This is a genomic window from Pseudomonas sp. QLc11A (assembly GCF_052112305.1).
Classification (GTDB): domain Bacteria; phylum Pseudomonadota; class Gammaproteobacteria; order Pseudomonadales; family Pseudomonadaceae; genus Aquipseudomonas; species Aquipseudomonas laurylsulfatiphila.
The window spans coordinates 1-14163 of the sequence record NZ_JAVAJJ010000020.1 but is presented as its reverse complement, the minus strand read 5'-3'; the positions used below and the strand labels follow the sequence as shown (position 1 = coordinate 14163).

The following is a 14163-nucleotide window of genomic DNA, read 5'->3' as shown; positions in this document are numbered from 1 at the left end:
AGCGATATCTTGCAACATCGCTTCTGTAAAACTGGCGTCCCCTAGGGGACTCGAACCCCTGTTACCGCCGTGAAAGGGCGGTGTCCTAGGCCACTAGACGAAGGGGACGCAAACCCTTCTATACAACTGATCAACGCTGAGTGTTGATCGCTTCAAGGCCGGTGTGGCCAGACCTTGAAGTGTAAATTGGTGGAGCTAGACGGGATCGAACCGTCGACCTCTTGCATGCCATGCAAGCGCTCTCCCAGCTGAGCTATAGCCCCTCATCGTTGATGTCATCGCTGAGGACGGGGCGAATCTTAAGGGCGTATCGAAAGCCTGTCAAACTTATTTTTCAAAAAATTTAAAATTTTTTGTCGGCATAACAACCACTTACCGCCCTCCCCCCGGAAATTCGGGAGGTTTACACGCAACGCAGACCTGCAGGAGCTGCCGACGGCTGCTCCTGCAGGGAATCAGGAGCACTTAGGCGATAGCGCCCAACAGCTTTTCCCACTCTTTGTTTTCTTTCTTCGACACACCGCCCAGCAGGTCGATGGCCTGGCGCAGACGGAATCGGGTCAGGTCCGGTCCGAGGATTTCCATCGCATCGAGCACCGACACCGAACTGGCCTGGCCGGTGATCGCGGCAAACATCAGCGGCATGGCATCACGCAGCTTCAGCTCCAGGGATTCGACTACGGCCTGAATGGTCGAGGTGATGCTGTCCTTCTCCCACTGACGCAGGCTTTCGAGCTTCCACAGGATCAACTGCATCAACTGACGGACCTGATCACCCGACAGTTTCTTGGATTCGAACAGTTTGGCGTCCGGATTCACGCCACCGGCAAAGAAGAACCCGGCCAGCGGTGCCACCTGGCTGAAGGTTTCGACCCGGCCCTGCACGTGCGGTGCGATCTTCATCATGTATTCGGCGTTGAACGCCCACTTCTGCACGCGCGCGGCGAACTCTTCCACCGGCAGGTCACGCAGCCACTGGCCGTTGAGCCAGGACAACTTCTCGATGTCGAAGATCGGCCCACCGAGGGACACGCGCTTGAGATCGAAGTGGTCGACCATTTCCTGCAACGAGAACTTCTCGCGCTCGTCCGGCATCGACCAGCCCATGCGCCCCAGGTAGTTGAGCATCGCTTCCGGCATGAAGCCCATGCGCTCGTAGAACGTCACCGAGGTCGGGTTCTTGCGCTTGGACAGCTTGCTCTTGTCCGGGTTACGCAGCAGCGGCATGTAGCACAGCTCCGGTTGTTCCCAGCCGAAGTACTCGTAAAGCAGGATCAGCTTCGGTGCCGATGGCAGCCACTCTTCGCCGCGCAATACATGGGTGATGCCCATCAGGTGATCGTCGACCACGTTGGCCAGGAAGTACGTCGGCAGGCCGTCGGTCTTCATCAGGACTTGCATGTCCATGCGGTCCCACGGGATTTCAACGTCGCCACGCAGCATGTCCGGCACCACGCAGACGCCTTCGCTCGGCACCTTCATGCGGATCACATGGGGTTCGCCAGCGGCCAGGCGACGGGCGACTTCTTCCTTGGACAGCAGCAGCGCGCGGCCGTCGTAACGCGGGGTTTCACCGCGAGCCATTTGCTCGGCGCGCATCTGGTCCAGCTCTTCGGCGGTGCAGAAGCACGGGAAGGCATGCCCCATGTCGACCAGTTGCTGGCAATACTTCTGATAGATATCGCCACGCTCGCTCTGCCGATACGGACCGTGCGGGCCGCCGACGTCCGGGCCTTCGCTCCAGTCGATCCCCAGCCAGCGCAAGGCGTCGAAAATCTGCTGCTCGGACTCACGGGTCGAACGCAATTGGTCGGTGTCTTCGATCCGCAGGATGAACTCACCGCCGTGCTGCTTGGCAAAGCAGTAGTTGAACAAGGCGATGTAGGCGGTACCTACGTGGGGATCCCCGGTAGGCGATGGCGCGATGCGAGTGCGGACGGTGGTCATGGCATGTCTCGAAAAGAAAAAAAGCGAAGTTCAAACTAGGCGCGAATGGTAACAGGCGACACCCGCCCGGCTCCAGCGAACAGGGCATTTAAGCCAAGGTTGCGTCTGTAACACCCCTATGACGCGGTGAATGGCCGAATATCCACCGACGGCATTTACCACTTATCGGCTGTATGCCAGATTTGCCTGCTGATAACTTCCCTTACAATTTCTCGACTACAGTTTGCCTCATGCCTGCCCAACTCAAACGTCGCCTCTTTGTTTTCCTGCTGATGGTCCTGTTGATTGCCGGGGGCCTGTTTGCCCAGTGGTTCTTCAAGGGGCGCTTTTATGAAAGTACCGACAACGCTTATGTCCAGGGCGAGATCACCCGTGTGTCGAGCCAGTTGGGCGCGCGCATCGACCAGGTGCTGGTGCAGGACAACCAGCATGTCGAGAAAGGCCAGTTGCTGATCAAACTCGAAGGCGACGACTTCCGCCTCGCTGTCGACCGCGCCAATGCCGCCCTGGCCACCCGCCAGGCCGAGCGCCTGCAAGCCCAGAGCAAGCTGACCCAGCAGGCCAGCCTGATTGCCGCCAGCGAAGCGCAAGTCGCGTCCAGCCAGGCCAGCCTGGGCCGCTCGCAGATCGACCTGACCCGCGCCGAGACCTTGCGCAAACCCGGTTATGTCTCCGAAGAGCGGGTGACCACCCTCTCTGCCGAATCCCACATTGCCCGCTCGCAAGTGGCCAAGGCCCAGGCCGATGCGCAAAGTCAGCGCCAGCAGGTCAACGCGCTGACCGCCGAGATCAAACGCCTCGATGCGCAGATCGCCAACGCAAAAACCGACCTGGCCCAGGCCGAACTGAACCTGACCCGCAGCGAAATCCACGCTCCCATCAGCGGCCTGATCGGCCAGCGTGCCGCCCGCGAAGGCCAATACGTGCAGGCCGGCGCTTACCTGCTGTCGATCGTGCCGGACGAAGACATCTGGATTCAGGCCAACTTCAAGGAAACCCAGATCGGCCACATGCAGCCCGGCCAGGAAGCCGAACTGACCTTCGACGCCTACAGCGACACGCCGATCAAAGCCCGTGTCGACAGCCTGTTCGCCGCCTCGGGCGCGCAGTTCAGCCTGCTGCCGCCGGACAATGCCACGGGCAACTTCACCAAAGTCGTGCAACGGATTCCGGTAAAACTGACCTTCGCCGCCGACAATCCGCTGCGCGGCAAGATCCGTCCGGGCATGTCGGTGACCGCCAAGGTGAACATCAAGGATGCCCCTGAAGATGTCACCCCCAAAGTGAGCCACAAAGCCGCCCCTGACGATGGCCGGTGATCAACTGATCCGCCCGGTCGGCGAACCGACCCGGCGGGACTGGATCGCGGTGATGAGCGTGATGCTCGGCGCCTTCATGGCGGTGCTGGACATCCAGATCACCAATTCCTCGCTCAAGGATATCCAGGGCGCGCTGTCGGCGACCCTGGAGGAAGGCTCGTGGATTTCCACCTCCTACCTGGTGGCGGAGATCATCATGATCCCGCTCACCGCCTGGCTCGTGCAGTTGCTGTCGGCGCGACGCCTGGCGGTGTGGGTGTCCCTCGGATTTCTCGCGGCCTCCCTGCTCTGCTCCATGGCCTGGAGCCTCGAGAGCATGATCGTGTTCCGCGCCCTGCAGGGGTTTACCGGCGGTGCGCTGATTCCACTGGCGTTCACCCTGACCCTGATCAAGCTCCCGGAACACCACCGCGCCAAAGGCATGGCCATGTTCGCCATGACCGCCACGTTCGCGCCCTCCATCGGCCCGACCCTCGGCGGCTGGCTGACGGAGAACTGGGGCTGGGAGTACATCTTCTACATCAACATCCCGCCCGGCCTGATCATGATCGCCGGCCTGATGTACGGCCTGGAGAAGAAAGAAGCGCACTGGGAATTGCTGAAAAGCACCGACTACGCCGGCATTCTCACCCTCGGCGTCGGGCTCGGTTGCCTGCAGGTATTCCTGGAGGAAGGCCATCGCAAGGACTGGCTGGAATCCAGCCTGATCGTGACCCTGGGCAGCATCGCGCTGGTCAGCCTGATCACCTTTGTGATCGTGCAGTTTTCCAAACCCAATCCGCTGATCAACCTCGGCATCCTCGGCAATCGCAACTTCGGCTTGTCCAGCATTTCCAGCGTCGGCATGGGGGTCGGGTTGTACGGCTCGATCTACCTGCTGCCGCTGTACCTGGCGCAAATCCAGAACTACAACGCCCTGCAGATCGGTGAAGTGATCATGTGGATGGGCGTGCCGCAGCTGTTTCTGATCCCGCTGGTGCCCAAACTGATGAAGTTCGTCTCGCCCAAATGGCTGTGCACATTGGGCTTCGGGCTGTTCGGGTTGGCGAGCTTCTCTTCGGGCGTGCTGAATCCGGACTTTGCCGGGCCGCAGTTCAATCAGATCCAGATCATCCGCGCCCTGGGCCAGCCGCTGATCATGGTCACCATCTCGCTGATCGCGACGTCCTACATCCTGCCCCAGGATGCAGGATCGGCATCGAGCCTGTTCAACATCCTGCGCAACCTCGGCGGGGCCATCGGCATCGCCCTGCTCGCCACGCTGCTGGATGCGCGGACCAAGGTTTATTTTGATTACCTGCGTGAATCCATCGTGCCGAGCAATCCGCAGGTGGCCGAGCGCATTGCCTCACTGACCGACCGGCTGGGCAGTGAAACGGCGGCACTGGGCAAACTCAGCGAGATCGCGCATCAGCAGGCATCGATCATGGCCTACAACGATGCGTTTCATTTTGTCGGGATTGCGCTGGGGATCAGCATGCTGGCGGTGTTGCTGACCCGGAAATTGCCGGCGGGGTTGAAGGCTGGGGAAGCACACTAATTGATACTTGCAGTACCCTGACCGGCCTCATCGCGAGCAAGCTCGCTCCCACAGGGATCACCTTGAACCTTGTGGGAGCGAGCTTGCTCGCGATGAGTCCAGTGCAGGCACAAAAGATCAAACCGTGATCAACCGCTCCCGCAACTTGGCAATTTCGTCGCGCATCTGCGCCGCGGCTTCGAATTCCAGGTCGCGAGCGAGCTGGTACATCTTCTCTTCCAGCCCCTTGATACGCTTGGCGATCTCGCCCGGCGAGCGCAATTCGGCTTCGTACCTGGCGTTTTCCTCGGCGGCCTTGGCCATGCCCTTGCGCTTCTTGCTGCGCGAACCGGGCACTGTGGCGCCTTCCATGATGTCGGCGACGTCCTTGAACACGCCTTTGGGCGTGATGCCATTGGCCAGGTTAAAGGCAATCTGCTTGTCGCGACGACGCTCGGTTTCGCCGATCGCCCGCTCCATGGAGCCCGTGATGCGGTCGGCATACAGAATCGCCCGGCCATTGAGGTTACGCGCCGCCCGGCCGATGGTCTGGATCAGCGAGCGCTCGGAACGCAGGAAGCCTTCCTTGTCGGCATCGAGGATCGCCACCAGCGACACTTCCGGCATATCCAGGCCTTCGCGCAACAGGTTGATGCCCACCAGCACATCGAAGGTGCCCAGGCGCAAGTCGCGGATGATTTCGACCCGTTCCACGGTGTCGATGTCCGAGTGCAGGTAGCGCACGCGCACGCCGTGGTCGGCCAGATAGTCGGTCAAGTCTTCGGCCATGCGCTTGGTCAGCGTCGTGACCAGTACCCGCTCTTCCAGAGCGACACGCTTGGTGATTTCCGACAGCAAGTCGTCGACCTGGGTCAGTGCCGGGCGGATCTCGATTTGCGGGTCCACCAGCCCGGTCGGGCGCACCACCATGTCAATCACGCGCCCGGCGTGCTCGGCTTCATAGTTGCCCGGCGTCGCCGAGACGAAAATCGTCTGCGGGCTGATGCTTTCCCATTCATCGAAACGCATCGGCCGGTTGTCCAGGGCCGAGGGCAGGCGGAAACCGTATTCGACCAGGGTTTCCTTGCGCGAGCGGTCGCCCTTGTACATGGCGCCCACCTGCGGAACGCTGACGTGGGATTCGTCGATCACCAGCAAGGCATCGGCCGGCAGGTAATCGTAAAGGGTGGGTGGCGGCGCGCCGGCTTCGCGACCGGACAGGTAACGGGAGTAGTTTTCGATGCCGTTGCAGTAACCCAGTTCGAGGATCATCTCCAGATCGAAACGGGTGCGCTGCTCCAGGCGCTGAGCCTCCACCAGCTTGTTGTTGGAGCGCAGGTATTCCAGACGCTCCTGCAACTCGACCTTGATGCCTTCGACCGCGCCCATCAGGGTTTCCCGGGGCGTGACGTAGTGGCTCTTCGGGTAGAAGGTGAAGCGCGGCAGCTTGCGGATCACTTCGCCGGTCAATGGATCGAAGGCCGACAGGCTTTCCACTTCATCGTCGAAGAGTTCGATGCGGATTGCTTCGAAATCCGATTCCGCCGGGTGGATATCGATCACATCGCCGCGCACGCGGAAGGTCGCCCGGGCGAATTCCATGTCGTTGCGGGTGTATTGCAGGTCAGCCAGGCGGCGCAGCAACTCACGCTGGTCGAGCTTGTCGCCGCGATCCACGTGCAACACCATCTTCAGATAGGTTTCCGGGCTGCCCAGGCCGTAGATGCACGACACCGTGGTGACGATGATCGCGTCCTTGCGCTCGAGCAATGCCTTGGTCGCCGACAGCCGCATCTGCTCGATGTGGTCGTTGATCGAGGCATCTTTCTCGATGAAGGTGTCCGAGGACGGCACGTAGGCTTCGGGTTGGTAGTAGTCGTAGTAGGAAACGAAATACTCCACCGCGTTGTTCGGGAAGAACGCCTTGAACTCGCCGTACAACTGCGCCGCCAGGGTCTTGTTCGGCGCCAGCACCAGCGTCGGGCGCTGCACCTGGGCGATCACATTGGCGATGCTGAAGGTCTTGCCCGAGCCGGTCACACCGAGCAGCGTCTGGTGCGCCAGCCCGGCCTCGATGCCCTCGACCATCAGGCGGATGGCTTCCGGCTGATCGCCGGCGGGCTCGAAACGGGTGACTAGCTGGAATTCAGACATGAAATACCTCTGGATCACTCTTGCCGGTCAAACCGGCACGAACGAGAAAGACCGCAAACGACCGATGTCGCCCGAGGAAAAAACTGGATTGTGCTCAATGTGGAGCCGATTGCCAGCGCTTTCAAGGCAAACGTCCTGCATCACGCAAAACCTTTGCCGAGACCATTCGACTGACGGTCGATAAATAATCGGAAAAACTTGCCTTAAAAGGTCAATCGCCTGTCGCCAGCCATCGCCGATGGCCTCTATACTAGCTCCCCGTTTGTGCACCGCTCTAGTGCATTCGGCTGGAGCGCGACACGTCCCTCCACTCTCCATTCAGAGCCGCCGCAATAATGAGCCTGTTCTCCGCTGTCGAAATGGCACCACGCGATCCAATCCTGGGCCTCAACGAAGCATTCAACGCCGATACCCGTACCAGCAAGGTCAACCTGGGGGTCGGTGTTTACTGCAACGAGGAGGGGCGAATTCCACTCCTGCGCGCCGTTGTCGAAGCCGAAACGATTCGCGCCGCTCAACACGTTTCCCGTGGCTACCTGCCAATCGACGGCATCGCCGCCTACGACCAGGCCGTGCAAAAGCTGCTGTTCGGCAATGATTCGCCACTGCTCGCCGCTGGCCGCGTCATCACCACCCAGGCCGTTGGCGGTACTGGCGCTCTGAAAATCGGTGCCGACTTCCTCAAGCAACTGCTGCCGAACGCCGTCGTGGCGATCAGCGACCCGAGCTGGGAAAACCACCGCGCGCTGTTCGAAACCGCCGGTTTCCCGGTGCAGAACTACCGCTACTACGATGCCGCGACCCACGACGTGAACCGTACCGGCATGCTGGAAGACCTGAACGCGCTGCCGAACGGCTCGATCATTGTGCTGCACGCCTGCTGCCACAACCCGACTGGCGTGGACCTGAGCCCGGCCGACTGGAAAAACGTCCTGGAAGTCGTCAAAGCCAAAGGCCACGTGCCGTTCCTCGACATGGCATATCAAGGTTTCGGCGATGGCATCGACGAAGACGCCGCTGCCGTGCGCCTGTTTGCCGAGTCGGGCCTGACTTTCTTCGCTTCCAGCTCGTTCTCCAAGTCGTTTTCGCTGTACGGCGAGCGCGTAGGTGCCCTGTCGATCGTCAGCGAATCGAAAGAAGAAAGCGCGCGCGTACTGTCGCAAGTCAAGCGCGTGATCCGTACCAACTATTCCAACCCGCCGACTCACGGTGCCAGCGTTGTCGCTGCCGTGCTGAACAGCCCGGAACTGCGCGCCCAGTGGGAAGCCGAACTGGCCGAAATGCGCCTGCGCATTCGTGGCATGCGCACCCAGATGGTCGACCTGCTGGCAAAAAAAGCGCCTCAGCGCGATTTCAGTTTCGTCGGTCGTCAGTGCGGCATGTTCTCCTACTCCGGCTTGAGCGTTGAGCAAGTTCATCGCCTGCGCAACGAGTTCGGCATCTACGCCCTGGACACCGGCCGCATCTGCGTGGCCGCGCTGAACCAGAGCAACATCGAGGTGGTGACGGACGCGATTGTCCAGGTCATCTGATTCAGCCTTGAAATGAAAAACGGGAAGCCTGTGGCTTCCCGTTTTTTATGGACCATCGATATTCCCCTAGACTGAGTCAGATCAAGGTGTGGGAGCGGGCTTGCTCGCGAAAGGGCCAGCAGCTCCAACACCGATGCCTCAGTCAGATCGCATTCGCGAGCAAGCCCGCTCCCACAGGTTTGCGCACACCTGAATGACCTATGAGAACCCACATGAAAAACGATGACCTGCGCGCCGACCGCGATGACCTGGATGACCTGGATCACTTCATCCCCCGCGCCCCGGCCAAACGCGGCAACAACCTGGTAATGCAAGTCGCTGCGGGTGTATTCCTCGGCGGCCTGGCCCTGTGGCTGGTGCAATTGGGTGCCACAGCGCTCTACGCCAAACTGATGGTTGCCACCATTACCTTCGGCGGTTAAGCCAGTTCGGTTGCACGCTGGCTGGCAGCATCGTCGTAGGCGACATACAGCGATTCGGCGACCTGGCTCTTGATCGCCTTGGTGCTTTCCAGCCCCAGGACGAAACCTTCGGCCTTGCCACCCGCGCGGTTCAATGCTTCAGCGGTGCCGGCCTGAGTGATGGCGTCGAACAACTTTTCGGCATGGGGGCCGACCCCCTTGGGCAGGCTGATCTGAGAGATGCTCATGGGTGCACCCCGTGGTGTCGAGGTGTGAGGGTCAAATGATTCATGGCGCGTACCTTTTCGGCGAATGGCCGGCAGCGCGTGTCACCACTTCCGGGCGACCATGGTAGACCTCCGTGGCGATCCTGGTAACCGCCAATCGCCGCCAAACCACCGCCCGTCCCGATAATTTTCTCCAATTGTTGTTCGATGCTTGACTTCTCTTTTTGAATCAGTAAGATACGCGCCATTCCGCGATAGCTCAGTTGGTAGAGCAAGTGACTGTTAATCACTGGGTCCCTGGTTCGAGTCCAGGTCGTGGAGCCAGACAAGCAACATTGAAAAGCCCCTGAATCGAAAGATTCAGGGGCTTTTTTGTGGCCGATACAAATATCAAAAGATCGCAGCCTGCGGTAGCTCCTACAAAGGCTGCGATCTTTTGATCCATAAAAAAAGCCGATCTGTCCATTCAACAGATCGGCCCTTTATTTCAGTCGCCGCGAACGTCAGACATGCTCACTGCTTTTGACGTGCACCGCCCGTGGTTCTGCCCCGCCGTGTTCCGATTCCAGCACCGGAATCTCCTTGCCGTCGCAATCGTGCAGCTTACCGTCGCTGAAGTAGTCCCCTTCGCGCAACGCCGCCAGATCCTGATAACGCAGCACCCGCTCGGTACCGGCCGCAAACACCGATTGCTGGTCGGAGTTACCGGCGGTGAGGTGGTTGAAGGTCAGGTTCAGCACGATGGCCATGATCGCCGACGAGCTGATGCCCGAATGGAAAATGGTCGCGAACCAGCTCGGGAATTGATCGTAGAAGCTCGGTGCCGCGATCGGGATCATGCCGAAGCCGATCGAGGTGGCAACGATGATCAGATTGACGTTGTTGCGGTAATCGACCTTGGATAAGGTCCGAATGCCGCTGGCCGCGACGGTGCCGAACAGCACGATGCCGGCGCCACCCAATACCGAAGTTGGCACGGCGGCGATGACCCGGCCCATGAAGGGCAGCAGGCCGAGGAGCACCAGGAACAGACCGCCAGTGGCCACCACGTAGCGGCTCTTGATGCCGGTGACCGCCACCAGCCCGACGTTCTGGGCAAAGGCGCTCTGGGTGAAGGACCCGAAGATCGGCGCGAACATGCTCGACAGCATGTCGGCGCGCAGGCCATTGCCCAGGCGCTTGGAGTCAACCTTGGTGTCGATGATCTCACCGACCGCCAGAATGTCGGCCGAGGTTTCCACCAGCGTCACCATCACCACGATGCACATCGACAGGATCGCCGCGAAGTGGAAGGTCGGCATGCCGAAGTGGAAGGGTGTCGGGAAGCCGAACATCGGCCCCTGGGTCACGGACGAGAAATCCGCCATGCCGAGGAACACCGCGATCACCGTACCGACGACCATGGCCAGCAGGATCGACAGGCGGGAGATGGTCGCACTGCCGATTTTGCTCAGCAGCAGCACCAGCACCAGCGTCACCGCCGCCAGACCGATATTCGCCATGCTGCCGAAATCCGGTGCGTGGCTGTTGCCGCCCATGGCCCAGCGCGCGGCTACCGGCATCAGCGTCAGGCCGATGGTGGTAATCACGATGCCGGTCACCAGCGGCGGGAAGAACTTGGTGATACGCGAGAACACCGGGGTTATCAGCAATCCGATCAGGGACGCCGCTATCACCGCCCCCAACACCGACTGGAACCCGCCCTCCCCGCCACTGCTGACAATCGCCACCATGGTCGCGACACCAGAGAAGGATACGCCCTGCACCAGCGGCAACTGACAACCAAAAAACGGTAGACCCAGGGTTTGCAGCAGCGTAGCCAGCCCCCCCGCAAACAATGAAGCAGCAATCAACAAACCGATGTCCGCTGGCGAGAGCCCGGCCGCCTGGCCGATGATCAATGGCACCGCAACGATACCGCCATACATGGTCAGAACATGTTGCAGGCCATAAGCCATATTCGCGCCGATCCCTAGGTTTTCGTCCTCGGGCCGTTGGTGTGAAACATGGGGCGTTTTCATGGAGGGGGTTCCCTGGTTTTTGTTATGCGCACACTGTATGCAAGACACAGGACAAATGTCTATAGAGTTGTATACAACTTGTCGGTCACAAAATGGATACTTGTCCATTTCCGCCTGATAGCCCCCCTCCTGATCCCGCCAAAAACCTTGAAATACTTCCCTCACCGCCTCCCCCCGAGTGCTGACTAGTCTTTTGAATTCCTGGCGACCATCGGTATGACTCGCCTCTTTTTTATACATATAAAGTATGCATAATGAAGCCATTCGACATTCAGTTCCACAGGGCAAAGAACGCAGCCAACAAACTCAAGCACCAAGGCATCAGCCTCGCAGAGACTGAACCGGTATTCCATGACGAACGAGCGCTGACCATCGAGGACCACCACCACGACGAACAACGCTGGATCACCCTGGGGCTGGATGCCAAAGGTCGTTTGCTGGTCGTCGCGTACACCTACCGCGATCCGAATTTCGTTCGAATCATTTCCGCGCGCATCGCCACCAAAAGCGAGCGCCGTCAGTATCTGGAGACTTGACCGATGAAAGACGAATATGACTTCAGTGACGCCAGGCGCGGGGCCGTGGCGCCCGCCAAAGGCAAGACCCGCATTACCATCATGCTCGATGACGCTGTCATCGAAGCCGCCCGGACCCTGGCAGAACACGAGGGGTACGGCTACCAGACGGCAATCAACAATACGTTGCGCCGGGCCCTGCTCAACGAAGGCAAGAGCGCAAAACTGAAACCAACCCTCACCCCTGCCGAACTCAAGGGCCTGGAGCAGAAACTGGCAGAGGCCTTGCGCGAAATCCAACGGGTGATGGCGCCGGGTGTCCGGCCCTGAAACGCAAAGGGCCGATCAATCTGACCAGCCCTTTGTGATGCCTGCGATCAGCCCGCTATTGCGGCGCTGCGATCAATCGCTCCAGCGTCCGCGCCAATTGCGCCTGTTCCGGTACGCGGATGCCGAACTCGCTGCCCAACAGGCCAATCAGTTGCTGCACATCCGCCACCTCCCGCCGCTCGCTGTCATGGCCGATCCGGTGAATGGCGAAGCTGCCGTTGTTGAGCGTGCGGCGCCAGCCCTCCCCGGTGCGCGCCACCATCAACTGCCTGACGAAAGTCGACTCGGGGTGGGTCGAGACGTACCAATTGCCCACAGCAAAATCGATATCTTCCTGGCGTTGCAGGTCGAAGATGTACATCGATCGCCATTCACCGGCCACGTTGGCGCGCAGGGTAAAGCCGTCGACGTGCAGGTCGATGCGATACGATTCGTGCGGGGTGAGTTGTTCGGCGCGGGAATCGAGCAGCAGTGGCGCGGTCGGCACCATGCCGCCGAAGCCGACGTCGGTGATGTAGCGTACGTCATCGATGATGACCAGGCTCAGGCGATGGGTCCGGGCCGTCCAGGCGCCCTCCGGCTGCCCCATCACTACCCGACCACTGATGGCGCGGGCGTCGAAACCCAATTCCTGAAGCAAGGCCAGAAACAGCTTGTTGAGTTCGTAGCAATAACCGCCACGGCACGCATGCAAGACCTTCCGCTCTATGGACGGCAGGTCGATCAGCACCGATTCGCCGGATAACGTGGTGAGGTTTTCAAACGGGAAAACCCCGGTATGGCGCAGTTGCAGTTGGCGCAAGGTTTCCAGGGTCGGTGCCGGGGGTGTATCGAAGCCCAGGCGTTGCAGATACAAAGCACGGTCAGTCAGGCGTGGCTCGCTCATCGTTCAATCCTTTTGCACGCAAGCGGCGGATTGCTCCGCCAGTGGTCGCTATGTATACGGGATCAGGCACCGCCACCGACAATTGATTTAGCCAATCATTCGTCATGAAAAACTCAACGCCGCTTGCGCGAACCCAATTGAATCCAGGTCGGCGCATGGTCGCTGGCATGGGGTTCATTGCGCACCCAGGCATCCACCCCGGCGTCTTGCAGATACGGGCTCAGGACAGGGTTGAGCAGCAAATGATCAATGCGCAGACCGGAGTTTTTCTGCCAGTGCTGGCGGAAGTAATCCCAGAACGTGTAGAGCCGATCCTGTGGATGCAGGTGCCGCAATGAATCAGTCCAGCCCTGGTCCAGCAACCGCTGGTAGCACTCGCGACTCTGAGGTTGCAGCAAGGCGTCCTTGAGCCATGAGCGCGGGTTATAGATGTCCAGGTCGGTGGGCACCACGTTGTAGTCACCCGCCAGCACCACCGGATGCTCACTGCCTTGAAGCGCCTGCGCATGACGGATCAGTCGCTCGAACCATGCCAGCTTGTACTCGAATTTCGGCCCCGGCTGCGGGTTGCCGTTGGGTAGATACAGGCAACCCACCAGAACCCCGTGGACCGCGGCTTCCAGATAACGACTTTGGTTGTCGCTGTCATCGCCGGGCAACCCGCGCCGGCTTTCCAGCGGCTGCGCATCCCGCGCCAGGATTGCCACGCCGTTCCATGACGCCTGACCCTGCCAGATGGCGCCGTAGCCGAGCGCTTCAAGCTCGGCAGCCGGGAATGCGCTGTCCACTGCCTTCAATTCCTGCAAGCAGGCGATGTCCGGTTTTTCCCGTTCAAGCCAGGCCAGCAGGTTGGGCAGCCGGGCGCGCAGGCCATTGACGTTGAACGTGGCGATCCGCAGTTTCTTCATGATCGGACACTCCTGAGGACGAGGTGCCTGAACTGTGACACCTGCCCTTTTCGGTGGTTGCATCCGCGGTCCCGGGGGGCGGCAGCACCTTGAGCGCAAGCTGGTCGATTCGAGGGTGTCCGCAATTTCCCGTCCGGCACAGATCAACTGTGGGAGCGGGCTTGCTCGCGAATGCGCAGTGTCAGCCAACATCAATGCTGAATGGGCCGACGTCTTCGCGGGCAAGCCCGCTCCCACAGGGTTCGAGGGTGTCCGCAAACTTCCCGTCCGACACAGCTCAACTGTGGGAGCGGGCTTGCTCGCGAATGCGCAGTGTCAGCCAACATCAATGCTGAATGGGCCGACGTCTTCGCGGGCAAGCCCGCTCCCACAGGGTTCGAGGGTGTCCGCAAACTTCCCGTCCG

General features: G+C 60.3%; 12 protein-coding genes and 3 tRNA genes. 7 read left to right on the top strand and 8 right to left on the bottom strand.

What is annotated here, in order from left to right; all coding sequences use genetic code 11:
- Window positions 1-32 precede the first annotated feature (32 nt).
- The 3 genes from Q8X48_RS24500 to gltX form a co-directional block, all read right to left on the bottom strand.
- Window positions 33-108, bottom strand: a tRNA-Glu gene (locus tag Q8X48_RS24500).
- Between the two features lie 79 nt (window positions 109-187).
- Window positions 188-263: transfer RNA gene (locus Q8X48_RS24495), tRNA-Ala, on the bottom strand.
- Between the two features lie 202 nt (window positions 264-465).
- Window positions 466-1947 carry a glutamate--tRNA ligase gene (gltX, locus tag Q8X48_RS24490; RefSeq protein WP_095965281.1) on the bottom strand — a complete coding sequence of 494 codons (1482 nt, stop codon included), beginning with the start codon at window positions 1945-1947 and terminating at the stop codon, window positions 466-468.
- A 230-nt stretch (window positions 1948-2177) separates the two neighbouring features.
- On the opposite strand from gltX, the gene Q8X48_RS24485 reads away from it, so the two are divergent.
- Both Q8X48_RS24485 and Q8X48_RS24480 read left to right on the top strand, forming a co-directional pair.
- Window positions 2178-3266 (top strand): HlyD family secretion protein, encoded by a 1089-nt coding sequence (locus Q8X48_RS24485; RefSeq protein WP_126050470.1) that lies wholly within the window; start codon window positions 2178-2180, stop codon window positions 3264-3266.
- A 49-nt stretch (window positions 3267-3315) separates the two neighbouring features.
- Window positions 3316-4806, top strand: coding sequence for an MDR family MFS transporter (locus Q8X48_RS24480; RefSeq protein WP_172435702.1), 1491 nt, complete (start codon window positions 3316-3318; stop codon window positions 4804-4806).
- A 117-nt stretch (window positions 4807-4923) separates the two neighbouring features.
- Here Q8X48_RS24480 and uvrB read toward each other — a convergent pair whose 3' ends face one another.
- Window positions 4924-6939 (bottom strand): excinuclease ABC subunit UvrB, encoded by a 2016-nt coding sequence (gene uvrB, locus Q8X48_RS24475; RefSeq protein WP_407800095.1) that lies wholly within the window; start codon window positions 6937-6939, stop codon window positions 4924-4926.
- Window positions 6940-7274: 335 nt separating this feature from the next.
- Here uvrB and Q8X48_RS24470 point away from each other — a divergent pair, with 335 nt between their 5' ends.
- Together Q8X48_RS24470 and Q8X48_RS24465 are read left to right on the top strand one after the other, a co-directional pair.
- A complete protein-coding gene (locus Q8X48_RS24470) occupies window positions 7275-8471 on the top strand; it encodes an amino acid aminotransferase (RefSeq protein ID WP_015095910.1) in 1197 nt (398 codons plus the stop codon).
- A 212-nt stretch (window positions 8472-8683) separates the two neighbouring features.
- Complete coding sequence (locus Q8X48_RS24465; RefSeq protein WP_007986927.1) at window positions 8684-8893, top strand: hypothetical protein; 210 nt, start codon at window positions 8684-8686, stop codon at window positions 8891-8893.
- On the opposite strand, the gene Q8X48_RS24460 is transcribed toward Q8X48_RS24465, so the two are convergent.
- Window positions 8890-9120 carry a hypothetical protein gene (locus tag Q8X48_RS24460; protein WP_007978659.1) on the bottom strand — a complete coding sequence of 77 codons (231 nt, stop codon included), beginning with the start codon at window positions 9118-9120 and terminating at the stop codon, window positions 8890-8892. The genes Q8X48_RS24465 and Q8X48_RS24460 overlap by 4 nt on opposite strands.
- 227 nt (window positions 9121-9347) lie before the next feature.
- On the opposite strand from Q8X48_RS24460, the gene Q8X48_RS24455 reads away from it, so the two are divergent.
- A tRNA-Asn gene (locus Q8X48_RS24455) sits at window positions 9348-9423 on the top strand.
- 179 nt (window positions 9424-9602) lie between these two features.
- Here the strand turns inward: Q8X48_RS24455 and Q8X48_RS24450 are convergent.
- Window positions 9603-11120, bottom strand: a complete 1518-nt coding sequence (locus Q8X48_RS24450; protein ID WP_095965275.1) for a nucleobase:cation symporter-2 family protein — start codon at window positions 11118-11120, stop codon at window positions 9603-9605.
- Window positions 11121-11374: 254 nt separating this feature from the next.
- On the opposite strand from Q8X48_RS24450, the gene Q8X48_RS24445 reads away from it, so the two are divergent.
- Both Q8X48_RS24445 and Q8X48_RS24440 read left to right on the top strand, forming a co-directional pair.
- Window positions 11375-11656: a BrnT family toxin gene (locus Q8X48_RS24445; RefSeq protein WP_126050462.1), complete on the top strand. Its 282-nt coding sequence runs from the start codon at window positions 11375-11377 to the stop codon at window positions 11654-11656.
- Between the two features lie 3 nt (window positions 11657-11659).
- Window positions 11660-11965, top strand: a complete 306-nt coding sequence (locus tag Q8X48_RS24440) for a BrnA antitoxin family protein (protein WP_407800094.1) — start codon at window positions 11660-11662, stop codon at window positions 11963-11965.
- Window positions 11966-12020: 55 nt separating this feature from the next.
- Here the strand turns inward: Q8X48_RS24440 and Q8X48_RS24435 are convergent, their stop codons facing one another.
- Both Q8X48_RS24435 and Q8X48_RS24430 read right to left on the bottom strand, forming a co-directional pair.
- Window positions 12021-12851, bottom strand: coding sequence for an arylamine N-acetyltransferase family protein (locus Q8X48_RS24435; protein WP_407800093.1), 831 nt, complete (start codon window positions 12849-12851; stop codon window positions 12021-12023).
- 113 nt (window positions 12852-12964) lie between these two features.
- Complete coding sequence (locus Q8X48_RS24430; protein WP_126050458.1) at window positions 12965-13759, bottom strand: exodeoxyribonuclease III; 795 nt, start codon at window positions 13757-13759, stop codon at window positions 12965-12967.
- Between the last annotated feature and the right edge of the window lie 404 nt (window positions 13760-14163).